At 63.0% G+C, this 21,194-nt stretch carries 16 protein-coding genes, 1 pseudogene and 1 riboswitch; of the genes and pseudogenes, 9 read left to right on the forward strand and 8 right to left on the reverse strand.

What is annotated here, in order from left to right; all coding sequences use genetic code 11:
• Positions 1-16: 16 nt before the first annotated feature.
• The 4 genes from NKI69_RS16975 to NKI69_RS16990 all read right to left on the reverse strand — a co-directional run bounded on the left by NKI69_RS16975 (position 17) and on the right by NKI69_RS16990 (position 7,204).
• Entirely contained in the window at positions 17-3,163 is a 3,147-nt protein-coding gene (locus tag NKI69_RS16975; RefSeq protein ID WP_352722117.1) for an efflux RND transporter permease subunit, read from the reverse strand.
• 200 nt (positions 3,164-3,363) lie between these two features.
• On the reverse strand, positions 3,364-4,515 hold the full coding sequence (locus NKI69_RS16980; RefSeq protein ID WP_023808748.1) for an efflux RND transporter periplasmic adaptor subunit: 1,152 nt from the start codon (positions 4,513-4,515) through the stop codon (positions 3,364-3,366).
• Positions 4,516-4,570: 55 nt separating this feature from the next.
• Positions 4,571-5,176: a TetR/AcrR family transcriptional regulator gene (locus NKI69_RS16985; protein WP_023808749.1), complete on the reverse strand. Its 606-nt coding sequence runs from the start codon at positions 5,174-5,176 to the stop codon at positions 4,571-4,573.
• Between the two features lie 375 nt (positions 5,177-5,551).
• The gene (locus NKI69_RS16990; RefSeq protein WP_128302422.1) at positions 5,552-7,204 is read right to left on the reverse strand and encodes an acyl-CoA synthetase; all 1,653 of its coding nucleotides are present in this window, start codon (positions 7,202-7,204) and stop codon (positions 5,552-5,554) included.
• Between the two features lie 191 nt (positions 7,205-7,395).
• Between NKI69_RS16990 and NKI69_RS16995 the strand changes: the two genes are divergently transcribed.
• From NKI69_RS16995 to NKI69_RS17010, 4 genes and pseudogenes are all read left to right on the forward strand, one after another.
• Positions 7,396-8,361 carry a sugar-binding transcriptional regulator gene (locus NKI69_RS16995; protein ID WP_127291072.1) on the forward strand — a complete coding sequence of 322 codons (966 nt, stop codon included), beginning with the start codon at positions 7,396-7,398 and terminating at the stop codon, positions 8,359-8,361.
• 90 nt (positions 8,362-8,451) lie between these two features.
• Positions 8,452-10,506: a bifunctional aldolase/short-chain dehydrogenase gene (locus tag NKI69_RS17000; RefSeq protein ID WP_023808752.1), complete on the forward strand. Its 2,055-nt coding sequence runs from the start codon at positions 8,452-8,454 to the stop codon at positions 10,504-10,506.
• 121 nt (positions 10,507-10,627) lie between these two features.
• On the forward strand, positions 10,628-10,888 hold the full coding sequence (locus NKI69_RS17005) for a type II toxin-antitoxin system ParD family antitoxin (RefSeq protein WP_023808753.1): 261 nt from the start codon (positions 10,628-10,630) through the stop codon (positions 10,886-10,888).
• Positions 10,889-10,901: 13 nt separating this feature from the next.
• Positions 10,902-11,168, forward strand: a pseudogene (locus tag NKI69_RS17010) (type II toxin-antitoxin system RelE/ParE family toxin); the annotation flags it as partial.
• Between the two features lie 70 nt (positions 11,169-11,238).
• Here NKI69_RS17010 and NKI69_RS17015 read toward each other — a convergent pair.
• The 3 genes from NKI69_RS17015 to NKI69_RS17025 form a co-directional block, all read right to left on the reverse strand.
• Positions 11,239-12,291, reverse strand: coding sequence for a substrate-binding domain-containing protein (locus tag NKI69_RS17015; protein ID WP_023808755.1), 1,053 nt, complete (start codon positions 12,289-12,291; stop codon positions 11,239-11,241).
• 51 nt (positions 12,292-12,342) lie between these two features.
• Positions 12,343-13,338: an ABC transporter permease gene (locus NKI69_RS17020; protein WP_127291078.1), complete on the reverse strand. Its 996-nt coding sequence runs from the start codon at positions 13,336-13,338 to the stop codon at positions 12,343-12,345.
• 79 nt (positions 13,339-13,417) lie between these two features.
• Positions 13,418-14,929, reverse strand: a complete 1,512-nt coding sequence (locus tag NKI69_RS17025) for a sugar ABC transporter ATP-binding protein (RefSeq protein WP_352722122.1) — start codon at positions 14,927-14,929, stop codon at positions 13,418-13,420.
• A gap of 135 nt (positions 14,930-15,064) precedes the next feature.
• Here NKI69_RS17025 and mtnK point away from each other — a divergent pair, with 135 nt between their 5' ends.
• Positions 15,065-16,339, forward strand: a complete 1,275-nt coding sequence (gene mtnK, locus NKI69_RS17030; protein ID WP_352609363.1) for an S-methyl-5-thioribose kinase — start codon at positions 15,065-15,067, stop codon at positions 16,337-16,339.
• Entirely contained in the window at positions 16,336-17,430 is a 1,095-nt protein-coding gene (gene mtnA, locus NKI69_RS17035; RefSeq protein WP_352609362.1) for an S-methyl-5-thioribose-1-phosphate isomerase, read from the forward strand. Before mtnK ends, mtnA begins: the two co-directional genes overlap by 4 nt.
• Before the next feature lie 8 nt (positions 17,431-17,438).
• Here the strand turns inward: mtnA and NKI69_RS17040 are convergent, their stop codons facing one another.
• A complete protein-coding gene (locus NKI69_RS17040) occupies positions 17,439-17,978 on the reverse strand; it encodes an Lrp/AsnC family transcriptional regulator (protein WP_023808760.1) in 540 nt (179 codons plus the stop codon).
• A gap of 49 nt (positions 17,979-18,027) precedes the next feature.
• Here NKI69_RS17040 and NKI69_RS17045 point away from each other — a divergent pair, with 49 nt between their 5' ends.
• From NKI69_RS17045 to fba, 3 genes are all read left to right on the forward strand, one after another.
• Positions 18,028-19,197, forward strand: a complete 1,170-nt coding sequence (locus tag NKI69_RS17045) for an MFS transporter (protein WP_352440046.1) — start codon at positions 18,028-18,030, stop codon at positions 19,195-19,197.
• A gap of 65 nt (positions 19,198-19,262) precedes the next feature.
• Positions 19,263-19,407: riboswitch (FMN riboswitch) on the forward strand.
• Between the two features lie 77 nt (positions 19,408-19,484).
• Entirely contained in the window at positions 19,485-19,958 is a 474-nt protein-coding gene (locus tag NKI69_RS17050) for a 6,7-dimethyl-8-ribityllumazine synthase (protein WP_352440047.1), read from the forward strand.
• 162 nt (positions 19,959-20,120) lie between these two features.
• Positions 20,121-21,185, forward strand: coding sequence for a class II fructose-bisphosphate aldolase (gene fba, locus NKI69_RS17055; protein WP_013532928.1), 1,065 nt, complete (start codon positions 20,121-20,123; stop codon positions 21,183-21,185).
• Positions 21,186-21,194: the final 9 nt, after the last annotated feature.

A 21,194-nucleotide genomic window follows, 5' to 3' on the forward strand; every position in this document is an offset into this window, starting at 1 on the left:
GACTGGCGTGATCGATCTATTCGGCGGCCAGCGCCAGTTGCGGCTTTTCGGCTTCCTGGCTCAGTTCCAGATCGTCCGTCCGCCCCTCCGCCCCGCGCTTCTTCGGCTCCTGGCCGAAGAACAGGGCGTAACCGGCCGGCAGGACCAGGATGGTCAGCACCGTGGCAACGAGGATGCCGCCCATCATGGCGTAGGCGAGCGGACCCCAGAAGACGCCGCGCGAGATCGGGATCAGCGCCAGCACCGCCGTCAGCGCCGTCAGCGTGATCGGCCGGAAACGGCGAACGGCCGAACCGATGATCGCCTCGTAGCGGTCCATGCCCGCAGCGATGTCCTGGTCGATCTGGTCGACCAGGATGATCGAGTTGCGCATGATGATGCCGAGCAGCGCGATGACGCCGAGAATGGCGACGAAGCCGAACGGCGCGCCGCTGATCAAGAGTGCCGCGGCAGCACCGATAATGCCAAGCGGACCGGTCGCCAGCACCAGCATCGCCTTGCCGAAGTTCTGCAGCTGGATCATCAAAAGCACGACGATGACGGCCAGCATGATCGGCGCCTTGGCGGCGATCGAAGCCTGGCTTTCCGCCGAATCCTCCGCACCGCCCTGGATCTCGACCTTGTAGCCGGGCGCCAATCCGTCACGCAGGCCCTGCATATCCTTGTACAGTTTGGTGACGACGTCATTGGACTGCACGCCGTCGGGCAGCGTTGCCCGCACACTGATGGTCGGCAGACGGTCGCGGCGCCACTCGATGCCTTGCTCCAGTACAGGCACCACCTTGGCAACCTGCGACAGCGGCACGAAGCCACCGAAGTCGGTCGGGATATAGACCGAGTCGACGGAGGACAGGAGGCTGCGGCTGGCATCCGGCTCGCGGGCGACGATGGACACCGTCTCCTCGCCGTCGCGGAAGTCGTCGAGCGGCGCGCCGGACATCGCCGCCTGCAGCATCTGGCGGATGCGCTGCGAGGTGACGCCGAGTGCGCGGGCACGATCCTGGTCGATGACCAGCTTCATCGCCGGAACCGGCTCCAGCCAGTCATCATGCACGGCGCCAAGCAGCGGATCCTCACGGAACTTCGCCTTCACCTGGTCGGCGATGCGGCGCACCTCCTGGCGATCCGGCCCCATGACGCGCATCTGCACCGGCCAGCCGGTCGGCGGGCCGAGGAACAGACGATCGACTTTGGCACGGATGGATGGGAAGTCTTGCGCCAGGACGGTGCGCAACTTGACGATCAGCCGTTCGCGGGCCGGTTCGTCATTGGCCATGACGAGCAGCTGGGCGAAGTTGGGATTGCTCAGTTGCTGGTCGAGCGGCAGGAAGAAGCGCGGCGCGCCTTCGCCGATATAGGTGGCGATGAAACGCTTGTCCTTGTCGTCCATCATCTTGGTTTCGAGCGCCTTGGCCTGCGCCTCGACTTCCTTGATGCTGGTGCCTTCCGGCAGCCAAAGGTCGACAAGGATTTCCGGCCGCGACGATTGCGGGAAGAAGTTCTGCGGAATGAACTGGAAAGCCCACAGGCTGGTGCCGAAGGTGACCAGCGTCATCACCAGGACGATGATGCGATGGCGCACGGCCCAGCTGACGGTAGCACGAAGCCGGCGGTAGAAACGTGTGTCGAAGACATCGTGATGGCTGCCGGCATGCTTGCGCTGCTTGAGGATCATGTTGCCGAGCCATGGCGTGAAATAGACCGCGACGAACCAGGAGACGATCAGCGCGATGCCGACGACATAGAACAGGGTGCGGACATATTCGCCGGCGGTCGAGGCCGCGAAGCCGACCGGAATGAAGCCGGCTGTGGTGATCAGCGTGCCGGTCAGCATCGGGAAGGCGGTCGAGGAATAGGCGAAGCTCGCCGCCTCGACCTTGACCATCCCCTCCTCCAGTTTGCGCTCCATCATCTCGACGACGATCATCGCGTCGTCGACCAGAAGACCGAGCGCGATGATCAGCGCGCCGAGCGAGATGCGCTGCAGGTCGATGCCGAGTTCGTACATGATGGCGAAGGTCGCAGCCAGCACCAGCGGGATGGCGATGGCGATGACCAGGCCGGAACGCCAGCCTATCGACAGGAACGAGACGACGAGCACGATCAGCAGCGCTTCGCCAAGCGCATGCATGAACTCGGCCACCGCATCGGTGACGACGCCGGGCTGGTCGGAGATCTGGTCGACCGCAACGCCGTAGGGCAGCGCCTCTTCGAAGCGCTTGTAGGTGGCCTCGACATCCTTGCCGACGTCGGTAACCTTGAAGCCCTTGGCCATGACGACGCCCAACTGCACGCTGTCGTGACCGTTGAAGCGGTATTTGCGCTGGAACGGATCTTCCAGCCCCGAGGTCACCGTGGCGATGTCGCCCAGCCTTGTGACCTGTCCGCCGGCGCGCAGGCGCAGGTTCCGGATATCCTCGACCTTGCCGACATCGCCCTCGACGGAGATGCGTACCGAGTTGGTGCCGGTATCGACGGAGCCGGCCGGGTCGACATTGTTCTGTCCCTTGATCGCATTCTGCAGATCGGTCAGCGTCAGGCCGCGTTCGGCCAGGGCCTTGGACGAGACGTCGATATAGAGCTTTTCCGGCTGGTCGCCGATGATGACGGCCTTCTCGACGCCGGGCGTCGTCAAAAGCATGTCACGCGCCTGGATGGCGAACTTCTTCAGCTCGGGATAGCTGAAGCCATCGCCGCTGATCGAATGCAGCGTGATGAAGGTGTCGCCGAACTCGTCGTTGAAATAGGGGCCGAGCAGACCTTGCGGCAAGTCACCGGCAATGTCACCGACCTTCTTGCGCACCTGGTAGAAAGCGTCCGTCACCTCGGCGGTGTTGGTGTCGCCCTTGATCTGCACAGTGATGATGGCGCTGCCGGCGCGGGTGAAGGAGCGCACGAAATCGAGATGCGGCGTTTCCTGCAGCTTGCGTTCGATCTTGTTGACGACCTGGTCTTCCATCTCCTTGATCGAGGAGCCCGGCCAGATCGCCTGGACGACCATGATCCGGAAGGTGAAATCGGGATCTTCCTTCTGGCCCATACGCATCAGGCCGAGCGCGCCGGAAATGATGATCAGGCCGAACAGGAACCGCGCAACGGCGGGATGGCCGATTGCCCAGCGCGACAGGTTGAAGGGCCGCTTCTCTTCCGTGGAATTGGTCATCGACGCTGGTCCATCTATCTAGCGCAACAAAATCGAGGGTTCGTAGTGGCTTCCGGGCGGCAAGGCTCTCCGAGAGGAGAAACGCTCATCGCGGTGGGACGCGAAATCGATGTGGGGGTTACATCAATCGAGCGTCTCGGTCGGGGCGCCTGCCGCCCGGAAACCAGCGACTGCGGGAACGCGCAGCCGGTTGTCTGTCGTCAGCGCACCTGCTTGGCGTCGCCGTCTGCCGCGGATGCCGATTGCAGCGCCGTCTCACCGGCGAGCTTCACCTTCAGGTTTTCGGTCATGAATTGCGTGCCGGCGGCGACCACGACATCGCCGGGGTTCAAACCCTCTGCGACACGCACCCCATCGGCGGCGAATTCGGCGACCTTGATCGGACGGGCATGAACGGTGTCGGCGCCACGATTGACGGTCCAGACGATCGATTGCGTGCCTTGCTCGGCCAGTGCGCTCAGCGGGATCGAGACCAGCTGCCGCTCATTGGCCGCCGAGGCTTCGATGCTGGCGGTCATGCCGAGCAGCACACGCGGATCGTTGGGCAGGCTGACGCGGACGGCAAAGGTGCGTGACTGCGGATCGGCGCTGCCGGCGACTTCGCGGACCTTGCCATCGAGCGCCAGCGCATCGTCGGACCAGAAGCCCGCCTTGACGGCCTTGCCCGGCTTGAATTCGGCGATTTCCATTTCGGGAACGGCGATCAGCACTTCCTTTTCGCCGTCGACAGCGACAGTAACAACCGGCGTGCCGGAACCGACCACCTGGCCGACGTCGGCGCTGACCGTGGTGACGATGCCATCCCTGTCGGCCTTGAGATCGGTATAACCGACCTGGTTCTTCGCCTGAGCAAGTGTCGAAAGGGCGGAATCACGCGTGGCGACCGCTTGGTCATAGGTCAAGGTCGCCTGTTCGAGTTGTGATTTCGGGGCAAAATTCTTGGCAAAAAGCTGCTCGGCACGCTTGCGGGCAAGCTCCACGGTCTCGACCTGCCGCTCGGCGGCATCGAGCGCTGCCTGCGCGCTCTTGACCGAGAGGTCGTAGTCAATGGGATCGATGCGGGCGAGCACATCGCCCGAGGCCACATGCTGGCCGATATCGACGAGGCGCTCGGTGATCTTGCCATTGACGCGGAACGCCAGAGCGCTCTCGGTGCGGGCCCGCACCGACCCGGAATAGGAGAGCATGCGGGTGTCATGCACCTTCGCGATCTCGACAACCTTGACCGGACGGATGATATCCTTGACTTCGGCTTTTTCCTGGCTGCAGCCGGCAAGCCCGAGAGTGGCGGTGACAAGCAGCACCGGGCCCACAGCCGGCAGCCTGCTGATGATTGAACTGAACGAAGACACGCGCGTACTCCCGAAATGGAGATGAATCGTTGAACCGGCGCCCGGCGGGCGGCAGCTACTTCAAAGCCTTGATTGCATAATCGATGAGGTCGTCAGGCATTGCCCGGTTGGTCTTGGCAAGGCATTGCGCCACCATCTGCGGATGACACAGGATGACGGTCGCGGCGCCGAAACAGCGAGACGCGATCACCGGATCCTGTTTTCTGAACTCACCGGCCTCGATGCCGTCACGAATGATTTCCGCAAACAGGTCGTGAATGCTGTCGACATGCTTGTCGATCACACCCCAATCCCGTTCGAGGGCGACGATGACCATCTCGTGGACCTTTTGGTCGTCGAGCATGACCTCCATCGTCATCTTGTATTGCGCATGCACGTAACGCCGGAGCCGCTCCTCGGCGCTGATCGGCAGGCGCGAAATCTCGTAGGCCATCTTGTAGCTGGCACCGAGCATCCGGCCGCAGACGGCCTGGTGGATTTCGACCTTGGAGGCGAAGAAACGATAGATGTTGGCCGGCGACATGCCGAGCTCACGCGCGATGTCGGCGACATTGGTCTTGCCGTAGCCATAGTGCCGGAACAAGCGCTCGGCGCAATCGAGAATGCGCGTTACATTTTCCTGTCGGGCGGCTTCGGCGACTATGGTGGCGGCTTCGGACATGATCCTCTGTCAATTTACGAGTGACGAATTTCGATTTTCGTCACTCGTAAATTGAAAAGAGCGGCCTGTCAACGCGGATTCGATGTACGCGTACGAATGGTGACAGATGGTGACAGATGGTGACAGTGAGAAGGTGGAATCGACGATCGCTATTAGCGGCTGGCCCTGATGAATTCGTCATCCTAGGGCGAAGCAAGGAGCGAAGCGACGCGGCGCAGACCCTAGGATCCATGCCGCGACGTCTGCTGAAGAGTGTGGCGGATCAAGAAGTTACGCTGGTAAGCGCGCCCTGTCATCCTCGACGTTGGAGCATGGCTGAGAGGTCACGGCATGGATCCTAGGGTTTCCGCGACGTCGCTTCGCGACTGCGCCACCCTAGGATGACGAAGTCAGGTCCTTTGCCATCTCGCGCAACCGGAATTTCTGGATCTTGCCGGTCGAGGTCTTCGGGATTTCGGCGAAGATGACCGCCTTCGGCACCTTGAACCGGGCAAGCAGCGCGCGGCAGTGATCGATGATCTCGGCTTCGGTCGCGATCTTGCCGGGCTTCAGCTCGACATAGGCGACAGGCACCTCGCCCCATTTGTCGTCGGGCCTGGCGACGACGCCGCAAGAGGCAACCGACGGGTGCTTGTAGAGCGCGTCCTCGACCTCGATAGAGGAAATGTTCTCGCCACCGGAGATGATGATGTCCTTGGAGCGGTCCTTGAGCTGGATGTAGCCATCGGGGTGCATGACGCCGAGATCGCCGGAATGGAACCAGCCGCCGGCGAAGGCTTCGTCGCTCGCCTTGCGGTTTTTCAGGTAGCCCTTCATGACGATGTTGCCGCGGAACATGACCTCGCCGATGGTCTCGCCATCGGCCGGTGTCGTCCGCATCGTCTCGGGGTCCATGACTGTCAGGCCTTCGAGCGCTGCATAGCGCACGCCCTGCCGCGCCTTCCTGGCGCTGCGCTCGCCCTTTTCGAGATCATCCCAGGCGCCATGCCATTCGTTGACGACCGCCGGGCCATAGGTCTCGGTCAGGCCGTAGAGATGGGTGACGGCAAATCCGGCATCCGCCATCCCCGATAGCACCGCTTCCGGCGGGGGTGCTGCGGCGGTGTTGAAAGTGACCGTCTGCGGAAATACGCGCTTGTCCTCGTCCCTGGCATTGATCAGCACCGACATGACGACCGGCGCGCCGCACAGATGGGTGACGCCCTGATCGGCGATCGCATCGTAGACCGGCTTCGGCCGCACCCAGCGCAGGCAGACATGGGTGCCGGCCTGGACTGCGAGCGTCCACGGAAAGCACCAGCCATTGCAGTGGAACATCGGCAGCGTCCAGAGATAGATAGCGTGCTTGGCCATGCCGGCATGAATGGTGTTGGTGTAGGCCATCAGCGCGGCACCGCGATGGTGGTAGACGACGCCCTTCGGATTGCCTGTCGTTCCGGAGGTATAGTTCAGCGAGATCGCGTCCCACTCATCGTCGGGCATCGACCAGGCGAAGTCCGCGGCGCCCCCGGCGATGAAGTCCTCATAGTCGAGCGAACCGATGCGCTCACCCTTCGGGTACGGCGCGTCGGCGGCGTATTCGGGATCGTCATAGTCGATGACCAGCGGCTTGACCTTGGCCAGTTCCAGGGCCTGTCTGACGACGCCGGAGAATTCGCGGTCGACGATCAGCACCTTGGTCTCGGCATGATCGAGCTGGAAGGCGATGACCGCGGCATCGAGGCGGGTGTTGAGCGAATGCAGCACCGCCTTGGTCATCGGCACACCGAAATGCGCCTCCAGCATTGGCGGCGTGTTTGACAGCATGACGGTGACGGTGTCGCCCTTGCCGATGCCGCGCCTGTCGAGCGCCGAGGCAAGCTTCAGCGACCGCTGCCAGAAAGTGCGATAGTCGATGCGCTGGCGGCCATGGATGATGGCGATATGGTCGGGATAGGTCTTGGCCGCGCGCTCCAGATAGGTGAGCGGCGTCAACGGCTGATGGTTGGCCGCGTTCTTGTCGAGATCCTGTTCGTAAGGACTGCCCATCCCATGCTCCCCCGCGGTTTTCTTTCAGACGTTCTAATCACAGGCTCGGGCCGCGTCACCACAAACGATGCCACGACAGAGCGCATTCGGCGCAATGATGAACCAGATTCGGCGTAAGCGGGAGCATCGCATACCTCTGCCCAGTTTGACTTTTGTCGAGAGCCGTGAATAATGTCAGCCGAGGAGACGGCATGGCGATCCGACCGGCAGAACAGCTCATCCACAAGGCCGCCTGGCTCTACTATGCCCATGGCCTGCGGCAGGACCAGGTGGCGAGCCAGCTTAACATTTCCCGTGCCTCAGTCGCCATGTACCTGCGCAAGGCACGCGAGACCGGCATCGTCAACATCTCGACTTCGACCCAGCTTTTCACCGACGACGTGCTGGCGCGCAAGCTCGAGGATGCGTTGAGCCTCGACGCCGTCTGGATCGCACCGGAGAATGATCATATTGCCGACCCGTCGACGGAAATCGCCGTGCTGGCGGCGAGCGTCTTCCTCGAACTGGTCAAGAAGGGCGACCGCATCGGCGTAGCCTGGGGCCGCACCGTCTATATGATCGCCGACGTCATGTCCTATGCCGATCTGCAGGATGTCACGGTGGTGCAGCTCTGCGGCAATCTCGGCGCGCCCTATTCCTACCGGCCCGACCAATGCACGATGGAGATCGCTCGGCGGCTCAACGCCAAGGGACTCAACTTCTACGCGCCGCTGGTGCTGTCGACGGAAGAGTTGGCGCGCGCGCTGCGTGCCGAGCCGGTGATCCGCGAACAGCTCTCAGGTGTGAGTGAATGCGATCTGGCGCTGTACTCGGTCGGCGCGGTCGACGCCGACAGCCATCTGGTCAAATGCGGCGCGCTGACGCCCAGTGAAATGGCGGATCTGCGCAGCCAAGGCGCTGCCGGCGTGATTGCCGGGCAGATCATAGACGCCGAGGGCAAGGTGCTCGACTGCAGTTATAACAGGCGGGTGATCTCCGCCGAGCTTGCCTCGCTGCGCGCCATCGCCAGGCGGTTGGTGGTGGTGCAGGAGGACAGCAAGTTCGAACCGCTGCTCGCGGCGATCGCCGGCGGCCTTTGCACGCATCTGGTGGTCGGCGCGCACATGGCGCAGCGGCTCCTGGACCATGCGGCTGCCACCATAGAAAAGGCCTCCTAGAACCCCCCCTCTCCGCTGCCGGCGCATTGTCATCAAAGCGTCGCGGCAATCCTGTTTCACCAACAAAGACAGCAACCGGACGAAGCGAACATGAAGAATTTGTGGAATGACGAAGCAGCCGAAAAACTCGTCGCCGACTACGCAAAAAAGGGTGTCGGCCGCGACCTGGCGCTGCGCGTCTACACGACCCGGCTGCTCGGCGGCGAACCACGGCTGGTCCTGCATGGCGGCGGCAACACCTCGTGCAAGACGACGGCAACCGACCTCGTCGGCGACCAGTGGGACGTGCTGTGCGTCAAGGGCAGCGGCTGGGACATGGGCGTCATCGAGCCGCAGGGCCTGCCGGCGGTCAAGCTCAAGCCGCTGCTCAAGGCGCGCGCGCTGAACAGGCTGGCCGACGAGGACATGGTTGCCCTGCAACGCGTCAACCTCATCGATCCGTCCTCGCCCAACCCGTCGGTCGAGACGCTGCTGCATGCCTTCCTGCCGCACAAATTCGTCGACCACACGCACTCGACCGCCATCCTCGCCATCGTCGACCAGGAGGACTCCAAGCCGCTGGTGAAGACGGTTTTCGGCAGCAAGATGGGTTACGTGCCTTATATCATGCCCGGCTTCGACCTCGCCAAGGCGGCGGCCGACATCTTCGATGCCGACCCTGATGTCGAAGGGTTGATCCTCGACAAGCACGGCATCTTCACCTTCGGCGACGACGCCAAACAGGCCTACGACCGGATGATCCACTATGTGAATGTCGCCGAGGACTTCATTGCCGCAAGCGGCAAGCCGAAGGCGGCAAAGGCAGTCTTGCCGGCAAAGCTCGCGACACCGGCGTCCATTGCGCCGATGCTGCGCGGAGCGGTGGCGGTAGCGCGCGGCGAAGGCCGCTTCGACCGCATGATCTCTGACTTCCGCACTTCGCCGGCAATCGTCGATTTCATCAATTCATCCGAGATTGCCGATTATGCCGGACGCGGCGTGTCGACACCCGATCTGTCGATCCGCATCAAGACCGGGCCGATGGCGCTGCCGGCGCCCGATGCGGACAAGGCCGGCGACTACAAGGCGGTGATCAAGAGCCATGTCGACGCGTTCGCCAATGATTATCGCGCCTATTTCGAAACCAATGATTCGCTCGACGACGTCAAGCGCACCATGCTCGACCAGATGCCGCGGCTGACGCTGGTGCCCGGCCTCGGCATGTTCGGCCACGGCCGCACGCTGAAGGACGCGAAGATCGCCTCGGATGTCGGCGAGATGTGGATCGAGGCGGTGCGCGGCGCCGAGGCGGTCGGCCGTTTCCACCCGCTCTCCAAGGCCGATCTGTTCCCGCTGGAATACTGGTCGCTGGAACAGGCCAAGCTCGCGTCCAACAAGCCGAAGCCACTGACTGGCCAGGTGGTGCTGATCACCGGCGGCGCCGGCGCGATCGGCGCAGCGACAGCCAAATTGTTCGCCGACAATGGCGCCCATGCCGTCGTCGTCGATCTCGACGCCGAAAAGGCTGCCGACGCGGCGAAGAAGGCCGGCAACAACTCGATCGGCGTCGCAGCCGACATCACCGACCCGGCGCAGGTGCGTGCCGCCTTCGACAGAGCCGTCGCCGTGTTCGGCGGTGTCGACATCATGGTTTCCAATGCCGGCGCGGCCTGGGAAGGCCGCATCGGTGAGCTCGACGACGCACTCCTGCGCAAGAGTTTCGAACTCAATTTCTTCGCCCATCAGTCGGTGGCGCAGAATGCCGTGCGCATCATGCTCGAGCAGGGCACAGGCGGCGTGCTTTTGTTCAACACCTCCAAGCAGGCGGTCAATCCAGGTCCGAAGTTCGGCGCCTATGGCGTGCCGAAAGCAGCGACGCTGTTCCTGTCCCGGCAATACGCGCTCGACTATGGCGCGCATGGCATCCGCTCCAACGCCGTCAACGCCGACCGCATCCGCTCAGGGCTTCTGACCGACGCCATGATCGCCAGCCGTTCGGGCGCGCGCGGCGTGTCGGAGAAGGACTACATGTCCGGCAACCTGCTCGGCCAGGAAGTGACGGCGCAAGACGTGGCGCAGGCCTTCCTGCATCACGCGCTGGCCGACCGCACCACCGCCGATGTGACGACGGTCGATGGTGGCAATATCGCGGCAGCGCTGCGGTAGGAATCCTGCCTTGATCACCCTGCTGCCGCCAGGCAGCGGGGGCAAGGCGCGACGTTAACTCCTAACAATAATTGTTAACTCTTGTTAGGTGTGGTACAGGCTGGCAATGAAACCTGAACCAATGCGTACCCTTACCATATCCCTGACCCCTCAGCAGGTTGCTCGCCTGCAAAGCGCCGTCGAAGGCGGCGGATACGCCTCCAACAGCGAGATTGTTCGTGACGCCCTTCGTCTGTGGGAGCAGCGCGAAGAATTGCGAGCCTTGGAACTCGAACATTTGAAACGGGCCTATGCCGATGGCATGGCCAGCGGCAAGCCGGTGGAAGTCGAACCCGCCGAGTTTATACGCGGCCTGAAGGCAGAACGCCGCGCTCGTAGCTAGATATCGGCTCACACCACGCGCCTCGCAGGATTTGCGAGACATCTGGCACACCATAGCAATCGACAATGAAAAAGCGGCGGACAAGCTGCTCATGCGCATTTTTGACAAGCTGGAACTGGCGACCCAGCACCCCAAGATGGGCACGGCCCGACCGGAATTGAGCGTGACGGCCCGCGTGCTCATCGAAGGCCGCTATATCGTCATTTACGAGCCGCAATCGGATGGCGTGCTGGTCGTCGCGATTGTCCACGGAATGCGCGACCCGGAACACTGGCTGTAATCGGGAGAGGTGGAGCATTCACATGGAAAGAGCGGCACGAGCGCCGCCCTTTCGTTGTCAGAGGTCCAACTTACTTCGCGTTCGGGTTCGGCATCCAGGCCGGCATCGCGACATCGGCGTGGGCGAACTGCGGCAGCTTGGCCGACAGGTCCTCCATGTTCTTGATGTCCTTGTCGATGAGGTCCTTCTGGGTGATCAGCGTCGGCGGCACGACGACGTTGTGGCCGGGATCTTCGCCGGCCAGCAGCTGCGCCAGCGCACGCACCGAGACTTGGCCGACGACGGCCGGATTGGTCGCGGCGGTCGCGGCCCAGGCGCTGTCGGGCTCACGCATCGCAGCGATATCGGACGTCGAGATATCGGCCGAATAGATCTTGATGCCCTTGTTCAAGCCTGCTTCATCGACAGCGATTTTCACGCCCTTGGCGAATTCGTCATAGGGAGCGAACATCACCTTGATGTCGGGATGCGCCGTCAGCACCGAACGCGCCTGGTTGGCGACGGAGTTGGCAATCGGATTGTCGAGCGTGCCGAACATCGCGACTTCCTTGATGCCGGCATACTTCTTCTTGACGTCGACCCAGGTCTCGTTGCGGCGGTCGAGCGGCGCGATGCCGGCGACATAGACATAGCCGGCATTCCAGCTTTCGCCATTGTCCTTGACCGCCTGCTCGAGCGCGAGGCGCGCCAGGTCGCGGTCGGACTGTTCGATCTGCGGGATCTTGGGATTTTCGACATTGACGTCGAACGCCACCACCTTGATGCCGGCGTCGACCGCACGCTGGGCGGCGTCCTTCATCGATTCCGTCAGGCCGTGCTGGATGATGATACCCTGCACGCCAAGCGCGATGGCCTGATCGACCATGTCGGACTGAAGGGCGGCATCCTGGCGGCTGTCGAGGACGCGCAGGTCGATGCCGAGCGCCTTCGACTGCGCCTCGACACCCGAGAGATAGGCCTGGAAGAAGTCGCCGGTCGAGAGATAGCGCACCAGCGCGATCTTGACGCCGGGCTTGTCAAAAGGCGCCGGCTTGTCCGCGGCAAAAGCCGGGACCTGCATCAGCATGGTTGCGCCGGCCAATCCGAGCGCCACCTTCCCCAGAAGTCTTCTTGTAATGCTCACTTTGTTTTCCTCCACTCTTGTTGAACTCGAAAATCCTGTTCCGGTCGAAAGCTACCTCCTGCCCCTGCCCGAAAGCGCAAAGGTGAAGACAAGGGCGACGACCAGAACCACGCCCTTGACGAAATCCTGCGTGTAGTAAGGCGCGTTCATCATCGTCAGGCCTTGCAGCAAGATGCCGACGAACAGCGCACCGATGGCAGTGCCGAAAGCGTTCGGCTTGGCGGCGCCAAGCACCGCGTAGCCGATCAGTGCCGCGGCAACCGCATCCAGCAGCAGATTATTACCCGAGGCGATGTCACCGCGTCCAAGCCGGGCAGCGAGCAAAATACCGCCGATCGAGGCAAAAACTCCTGAAATAACGTAGGCCCAGATCTTGTATGCCTTGACAGGCGCACCGGCGAGTTCGGCGGCACGCTCATTGCTGCCTACGGCATACATCATGCGCCCGAAACGTGTGTATTCGAGGAAGAACCAGATCAGTACGGCGAGCACGAGCAGCACGACTACCGACACCGGAATGAGGTTCGGGATGAAGAAATCGAAGCGGTGGCGGCCGAGCGCCAGGAAGGCGTCGGAGAATTTGCCGTTGGCGACCGAACCGTCCGGCATGGTCATGCCGGTGGCGATCGAGCGGCCTTCTGTCGGAATGCGCTGCAGGCCGACCAGCAGGAACATCATGCCGAGCGTCGCCAGCAGATCGGGCACGCGCATGTAGACGATCAGCCAGCCATTGATCAGGCCGACAACGGCGCCGATCAGCAGGCAGACGACGACCGCGACAAGGGCGTTCTGTTCCAGCACCACCATCACATAGGCGGCCGCCATCATGGCTGATGTAGCGACCGATCCGATCGACAGATCAAAGCCGCCGACGACCAGCGTGGCGGTGACGCCGAGCGCCAGCACGCCGGTGATGGCGACTGACTGGAAGATGAAAACGGCACTTTGCGGCGAAACGAAACCGTCGGCGGCGATCGAGAAATAGGCGACGAGCCCGAACAAGAGCACGATGAACCCGTAGCGGATGGCGTGGTCGCGCAATGTCATCCGGCGCTCCCGCGCGCTGCTGCCGTCTTTACCCAACCCGAACCCATGCTCTCTCCATTCCAATTCCTATCGCCCACGCTCAGGCCGCACTGTGCAGCGGCCCGCCGGCGACCTCGGCCAACAGACGGTCGAGATCGACATCGGCATTGCGGTGCTCGCCGACGATGGTCTGTTCCGACATGACCAGGATGCGATCGGCGGTCTCCAGCGCCTCATCGAGCTCGGTGACGAACAGCAGCGTGGCGCGGCCGTTTGCACTGGCCCTGAGCTTGGCGGCAATGTCGCGCCGGGCCGAGATATCGACGCCCTGAAACGGCTCATCCAGAATGAACAGTCTTGCCTTCTGCGCCATCCAGCGGGCGACCATCACCTTCTGCTGGTTGCCGCCGGACAGCTCCGACATCTCGTCCTTCTCGGAACGGCAGACGATGCTCAGTTCCTCGATCTGCCGGCGTGCCGTGGCGCGTTCGAGGCGGCGCCTCAGGATGCCGAAGCGCGACATGCGCTTGTGAAACGGCAGGCTGATATTTTCCTGGATGTTGAAGCCTTGGACGATGCCGTTCTCGCCGCGGTCCTTGGCGACGAGGAACACGCCGGCGGCGATCGCCTCGCCGGCTGTTTCAGGCGCATAAGGCCTGCCGTTCAGCGTCATTGTACCGGCGAGCGGCTGGCGCACGCCAAACAGCGTCTCGGCAAGCGCCGTCTTGCCGACGCCGACGAGGCCGGTGATGGCAACGACCTCGCCGTCGCCGAGCGTCAGCGAAATCGGCCGAGCGCCGTGTGCAATGCGCAGACCTTCTATCTTGAGGACGGCCTTGGCCGAATTCCTGACGACGATCTGGTCGAGATGGATCTTGCGGCCGAGCATGGCGTTGACCGCGCCTTCATAGTCGAGCGGCTTCTTGTCGAAAATGCCTGAGATGATCCCGTCACGCATCGAGACGATGCGATCGGCCAACCGCCTGATGTCCGACATGCGATGCGAGATGTAGAGGATCGCCACGCCCTGCTCGCGCAGCCTGTCGATCAGCGCGAACAGCCGGTCGGCCTCGGCGCTGGAGAGCGATGAGGTCGGCTCGTCGAGGATCAGCACTTTCGGCTTGTGCGCCAGCGCGCGGGCAATCGCCACCATCTGGCGATCGGCCAGCGAAAGATCGCTCACCCGCGCCTTCAAATCGATGGTCAGCCCCATGCGCTCGGCAACCGCCTTGGCCTCCCGCCGCACGCGCATTGGATTGAACAGGGTCGGCGCACCGCTGCCGCTCAGTCGGTCGAGGGTCAGGTTGGTGGCGACGTCGAGATCGGCGACGACACCGTCGTTGATATTCTGGTGCACGGTGACGACGCCGGCGCGGATCGCTTCGGCAGGGGTTTTCGGTGCGAAATCCTGGTCGGCGAGCGCCATCGTGCCGCCGCCGCGTTCGTAGACACCGGAGATGATCTTGACGAGGGTGGATTTGCCGGCGCCGTTGGCGCCCATCAGCACGGTGACTTCGCCGGCATGCAATTCGACCGAGACGCCGCCTAGCACCTCGTTATGGCCAAAGGATTTCCTCAGTCCCTCTACGCGGAACACGGCATTACCGACCATGCGTTCCTCCCTGACATGACGCTATGGGCTGCATCGGCAATTGTCAACACGATTGACAATTGCCAGATCGCTTCCTAGCTTGGCCCAGCCGCCATGCGTCCGTTATGTTCGGAGCGCATAAGCGGGAGGATGACGATGACTGAAAAATTGCCGTTCGAAGCACTATCGGTCGAAACCCTGGCTGCACGCCTTGGCGGCAACGAGGCGCTGTGCGCGAAGATCGGCAAGGACACTGGCGCCTGGAAGGTCCGCGAGGTCGGCGACGGTAATCTCAACCTGGTGTTCATTGCCGAGGGCGCCAATGGTGCAGCCGTCGTCAAGCAGGCCCTGCCCTATGTTCGCCTGGTCGGCGACAGCTGGCCGCTGCCGTTGAAGCGCTCCTTCTTCGAATATCACGCGCTGACCAGGCAAGAGGCGCGCGCGCCAGGCTCGGTGCCGGCGATCCATTATTTCGATGAAGGCCAGGCGCTGATCATCATGGAATATCTTGCGCCGCCGCACATCATCCTGCGCCGCGCCCTGATCGACGGCCGCCAGCTGCCGAACATTGCCCGGGACATCGGCCTGTTCATGGCCCGCACGCTGTTTCGCGGCTCCGACCTGCACATGGCCGCCAAGGACCGCAAGGCCGATCTGGCGCTGTTCGCCGACAATGTCGAGCTCTGCGACATCACCGAAAGCCTGGTGTTTTCCGACCCCTATTTCGACGCCAAGATGAACCGGCACACCTCGCCGCAGCTCGACGGCCTGGTCGCCGAACTGCGCGCCGACCGTGACCTGAAGGTCGAGGCGCAGCGGCTGAAGCACATCTTCGCCGCCAATGCCGAAACGCTGCTGCATGGCGATCTGCATTCCGGCTCGATCATGGTCACCGACACCGAAACCCGGATGATCGATCCGGAGTTTGCCTTCTACGGCCCGATGGCCTTCGATGTCGGCATGCTGCTCGCCAATTTCTGGATGTCCTTCTTCTCGCAGCGCGGCCACGAGCAGGAGGGAAAGCGTGACGCCATGCGCGCCTATCTGCTCGGGGTGACGACCGAGACCTGGGCGGTGTTCCGCGCCGAGTTCTCGCATCTATGGCGGACCGAACGCACCGGCATGCTCTACCAGAGGAGCCTGTTCGAGGATCAGGGCGACAGGCTCGGTGCCGAGCAGGCGCTCGACCATGTTCTGCACCAGATGTGGACCGATTTGCTCGGCTTTGCCGGCATCGAGGTGCACAGGCGCATCCTCGGCCTCGCCCACAATGCCGATTTCGAGACCATTGCCGATGAGGATTTGCGCGCCAGTTGTGAGGCAAAGGCGCTGAAATTCGGCCGTCACCTCGCCGTCAACCGGCGCCAGATCCACAGCATCGACGAGGTCAACCAACTGGCCACGCTGATCGAACAGGAGAGCAGCCTTTGAACGTCGGCGACCGCCACTATCGCACCATCTGGCTGAGCGACGACGGCCGTTCGGTCGATATCATCGACCAGCGCTGGCTGCCGCATGATTTCCGCATCGAAACGATCGGCACGGTCGACGGCATCGCCACCGCCATCCGCGACATGTGGGTACGCGGCGCGCCGCTGATCGGCGTCACCGCTGCCTACGGCGTCGCCATGCAGATGGCCGACGATCCGTCGGATGCAGCGCTCGACGCCGTGTGGGAGACCCTGCACGAGACACGGCCGACGGCGATCAATCTGCGCTGGGCGCTGGACGAGATGCGGCGCTTCCTGCGGCCTTTGCCTCCCGAACAACGCGCGGCAGCCGCCTATCGGCGGGCCAGTGAGATCGCCGACGAGGATGTCGGCCTCAACCGCGCCATCGGCGAGAACGGTCTCGCCATCATCAAGGCGATCGCTGCGCGCAAGCAGAAGGGCGAGCCGGTCAACATCCTGACCCACTGCAATGCCGGCTGGCTGGCCACCGTCGACTACGGCACCGCCACGGCGCCGATCTACCTGGCCACGGAAGCCGGCATTCCGGTCCACGTCTATGTCGACGAGACACGGCCGCGCAACCAGGGCGCCCAGCTGACCGCCTGGGAGATGGCCGGCCACGGCGTGCCGCACACGCTGATCGTCGACAATGCCGGCGGCCATCTGATGCAGCGCGGCGAGATCGACATGGTCATCGTCGGCACCGACCGCACCACGGCCGACGGCGATGTCTGCAACAAGATCGGCACCTATCTGAAGGCACTCGCCGCCGCCGACAATGATGTGCCGTTCTATGTCGCGCTGCCGTCGCCGACCATCGACTGGACGGTGCATGACGGACTGGCCGAGATCCCGATCGAGCAGCGCTCGGCCGACGAGGTCTCGCTGGTCTGGGGCAAGACCGCTGCCGGCGAGATTGCCCAGGTGCGCATTTCGCCGGAGACGACGCCTGCGGCCAACCCGGCCTTCGACGTGACGCCGGCGCGGCTGGTCACCGGCCTGATCACCGAGCGCGGCGTTGCCAAGGCATCGCGCGAGGGATTGAAGGCGATGTTCCCCGAGCGGGCGTAGCCACGTCCCTAGTACAGAGGCTCGGCCATATGCTTCGGCGTCGGCCATGTCTCGGTAATGCCAGGCTGCACCGGCCGCTCCAGATAGGTCGATAAAACCACATAGCTGCGCGTCGAGGTGACGCCCGGCGTTTCGTACAGGCGCGCCAGAAGGCCTTCGAGTGCTCTGGTGTCTTCCGTGCGGACCTTCAGCAGCATGCAGGTATCGCCGGCGACGGTATGGATCTCCTCGACCTCGGGATATTGCGAGACCGCCATCAGTTCCGGCGTCTTTCCCCAGCCCCTGGTGTCGATATGGACAAAGGCAAGCAAAGGCTTTTTCACCGCCCGGGGATCGATGATGGCGACCGTGTTGCGGATGGCGCCGCTGCGACGGAGCCGTTTGACCCGCTCATGCGCTGCGGGTGGCGACAAGCCGACGCGATCGCCGAGTTCGGCGTAGCTGATCGTGGCGTCATCGACCAGGACGCCTAATATTCTTCGGTCAATCGCGTCGAGGTCGCGGGCCGTAGCCTTGTTCTGCGGAATACCATCTGTTTCTTCATCCATGGCGAAATTCCTGGTTCTCCACTGAATAGAATACGGCCATTATGCTGATATGTCGAACATTGATCAAGTTGCGCCATTGACTGCCCGAGCCCCGATCCCGGCGCTTGCCTATCTCTTGACGGGCTGCATCGCCGTCATCGGTTCGAACTCGCTAGTGCTGGGTCCGATCGCACCGGCTGTCGCCTCGTCGTTCAGAACCAGCGTGCCTGCCGTGATGATTGCGGCGGCCGCGTTCGGCCTCGGCACCTCGGCCAGCGCCCTGTTCCTGGCCCGCTACATCGACCGGCTCGGCGCACGCCGGATGCTGCAGGGCGCACTGTTGCTGCTGGCACTAGCGCTGGTGGCGAGTGCCGCCGCACCCACGGTGATCATGCTGGTCTCCGCACAGCTGCTGGCCGGCATCGCTGCCGGCATCGCCATGCCCGCGATCTATGCCAGCGCGGCGGCCATCGCCCCACCGGGCAGGGAGAGCGGCACGATCGGCGTCGTGCTGACCGGATGGACGCTCAGCATGGTCGCCGGCGTCTCGCTGTCGGCCGTGCTTGCCGATCTTGTGCATTGGCGCGCCGTTTTCGCAGCGGTCGCGGTGCTTGCGACCCTTGCATGGATGGGGCTGACAGTGACGTCGCTTAGCGACATCAGGAAGGCCGGACCGGCGCCCGCCCCGCTGGAAGCGCTCGGCATTCCCGGAATCCTGCCGCTGCTGGTCGCGTGCGCGGCCTTCATGACTTCGTTCTACGGCGTCTATGGCTATCTCGGCGACCATCTTCATGTCGGGCTTGGACAGCCGGTTAGCGCCAATGGGCTGGCGGCGCTTGCCTATGGTGTAGGCTTCGGCACCGCTGCTCTTCTTGACGGCGTCATCGACAGACTGGGTGCGCGGCGCGTCATGCCATTCGCCTATCTTCTGGTCGCCGTCGTCTACGTCGCCATGGCTGCGGCAAGCGGCAGTTTCGGGCTGACCTTGACCATGGTGGCAATCTGGGGACTGGCCAATCATTTCGGCCTGAATGTCCTGGTGATGCGCCTGTCTGCACTCGATCCGTCGCGGCGCGGCACGATCATGGGCCTGAACAGCGCGGTGACCTATCTGGCGGTTTTCGTCGGCACCACCAGCTTCGGGCCGCTTTATTCCAACTTCGGCTTTGCTGCCTGCGCGATGGTTGCAGCGCTGCTCATGCTGATCGCCGCATCGGCGGCGGCGTGGCGCACGCGGTAGTCGACGTGCTTGGCCCAACCTTCCCACGGTTGACAGCAGCGCCCTGCCCTTTCATACAAAGCCGTTAATGTTCTCAGGGCGGGGTGAAAGTCCCCACCGGCGGTAAGGGTTTTACCCAAGCCCGCGAGCGCCCTCCGATGGTCGGAGGGGTCAGCAGATCCGGTGTGATTCCGGAGCCGACGGTTACAGTCCGGATGGAAGAGAACGAAACGCAAAACGGACCGCCCCGGCGGGCCGGATTGCGTATCGTGCGTCCTGATTCTGGTTCGAAACGGAAGGATGGACCCATGAATCAGCATTCCCACAAAGACTATGAAACGACCCGCATCGCCGTTATCAGGGCGCGCTGGCATGCCGATATCGTCGACCAGTGCGTACAGGCCTTCGAGGCGGAACTGGCTAACATCGGAGGCGAGCGCTTCACCGTCGATGTCTTCGACGTGCCGGGCGCCTATGAGATTCCGCTGCATGCCAAGACCCTGGCCGGAACCGGCCGCTATGCCGCGATCCTCGGTACCGCCTTCGTCGTCAATGGCGGCATCTACCGGCATGAGTTCGTCGCCAGCGCGGTGATCGACGGCATGATGAACGTGCAGCTGTCGACCGGTGTACCGGTGCTGTCGGCGGTTCTCACGCCGCTCAACTACCATGACAGCGCCGAGCACCACCGCTTCTTCTTCGAGCACTTCACGGTCAAGGGCAAGGAAGCGGCGAACGCCTGCGTGCAACTCCTGGCGGCGCGGGAGTTGATCGCGGCTTAAGTCACCAAAACGGCCGGATTTCAACCCTGCAACAAGAATTGCGATCGAGAAGAGCTCTGAAGGTTGCGGTTCCGTTGAAATCCCGCCAGAAGCATCAAGGGCCGACCGGCAACCGGCCGGCCCGCGACGTTGCGCTTGAAACCAGATACGGGAGACTATTGGGTGGCTCGCATAACACTGAGACAATTGCTCGACCACGCTGCCGAATACGGCTACGGCGTGCCCGCTTTCAACATGAACAACATGGAACAGGGCCTTGCCATCATGGAGGCCGCCGAGGAGACCAAGTCACCGGTCATCCTGCAGGCAAGCCGCGGCGCCCGCGCCTATGCCAATGACGTGGTGCTGGCCAAGCTGATCGACGCGCTGGTCGAAATCCACCCCGACATTCCGGTCTGCATGCATCTCGACCATGGCAACAACGAAGCCACCTGCGTCACCGCTATCCAGTACGGCTTCACCTCGGTCATGATGGACGGGTCGCTGAAGGAAGACGGCAAGACGCCGGCCGACTACGCCTACAATTCCGGCATCACCAAGCGCGTCGTCGACATGGCGCATTGGGGCGGCGTGTCCGTGGAAGGCGAGATTGGCGTGCTCGGCTCGCTGGAGAGCGGCGGCGGCGAGCAGGAAGACGGCCACGGCGTCGAAGGCGCGATCAGCCACGACCAGCTTTTGACCGATCCCGAACAAGCGGTCGAGTTCGTCAAGGACACCCATGTCGATGCGCTGGCGGTTGCCATGGGCACCAGCCATGGTGCCTACAAATTCTCGCGCAAGCCCGACGGCGCGGTGCTGGCCATGAACGTCATCGAGGAGATCCATCGCCGCCTGCCCAATATGCACCTGGTCATGCACGGCTCGTCCTCTGTGCCCGAGGACTTGCAGGAGATCATCAACAAGTATGGCGGCCAGATGAAGCCGACCTGGGGCGTGCCGGTCGAGGAAATCCAGCGCGGCATCAAGCACGGCGTGCGCAAGATCAACATCGACACCGACAACCGCATGGCGCTGACCGGCGCGATCCGCAAGGTGCTGACCGAGAACCCGAGCGAGTTCGATCCGCGCAAATATTTGACACCGGCCATGGCCGCCATGCGCAAGCTCTGCAAGGAGCGCTTCGAACAGTTCGGCACCGCCGGCAACGCGCAGAAGATCAAGCCGCTGCCGGTCGCCGAAATGGCCAAGCGCTATAAGTCGGGCAGCCTCGACCCGAAGTTCGGCTGAGTTCCAGCG

Origin of the sequence: Mesorhizobium sp. M0491 (assembly GCF_040321265.1) — a bacterium.
In the GTDB taxonomy this organism is placed as follows: domain Bacteria; phylum Pseudomonadota; class Alphaproteobacteria; order Rhizobiales; family Rhizobiaceae; genus Mesorhizobium.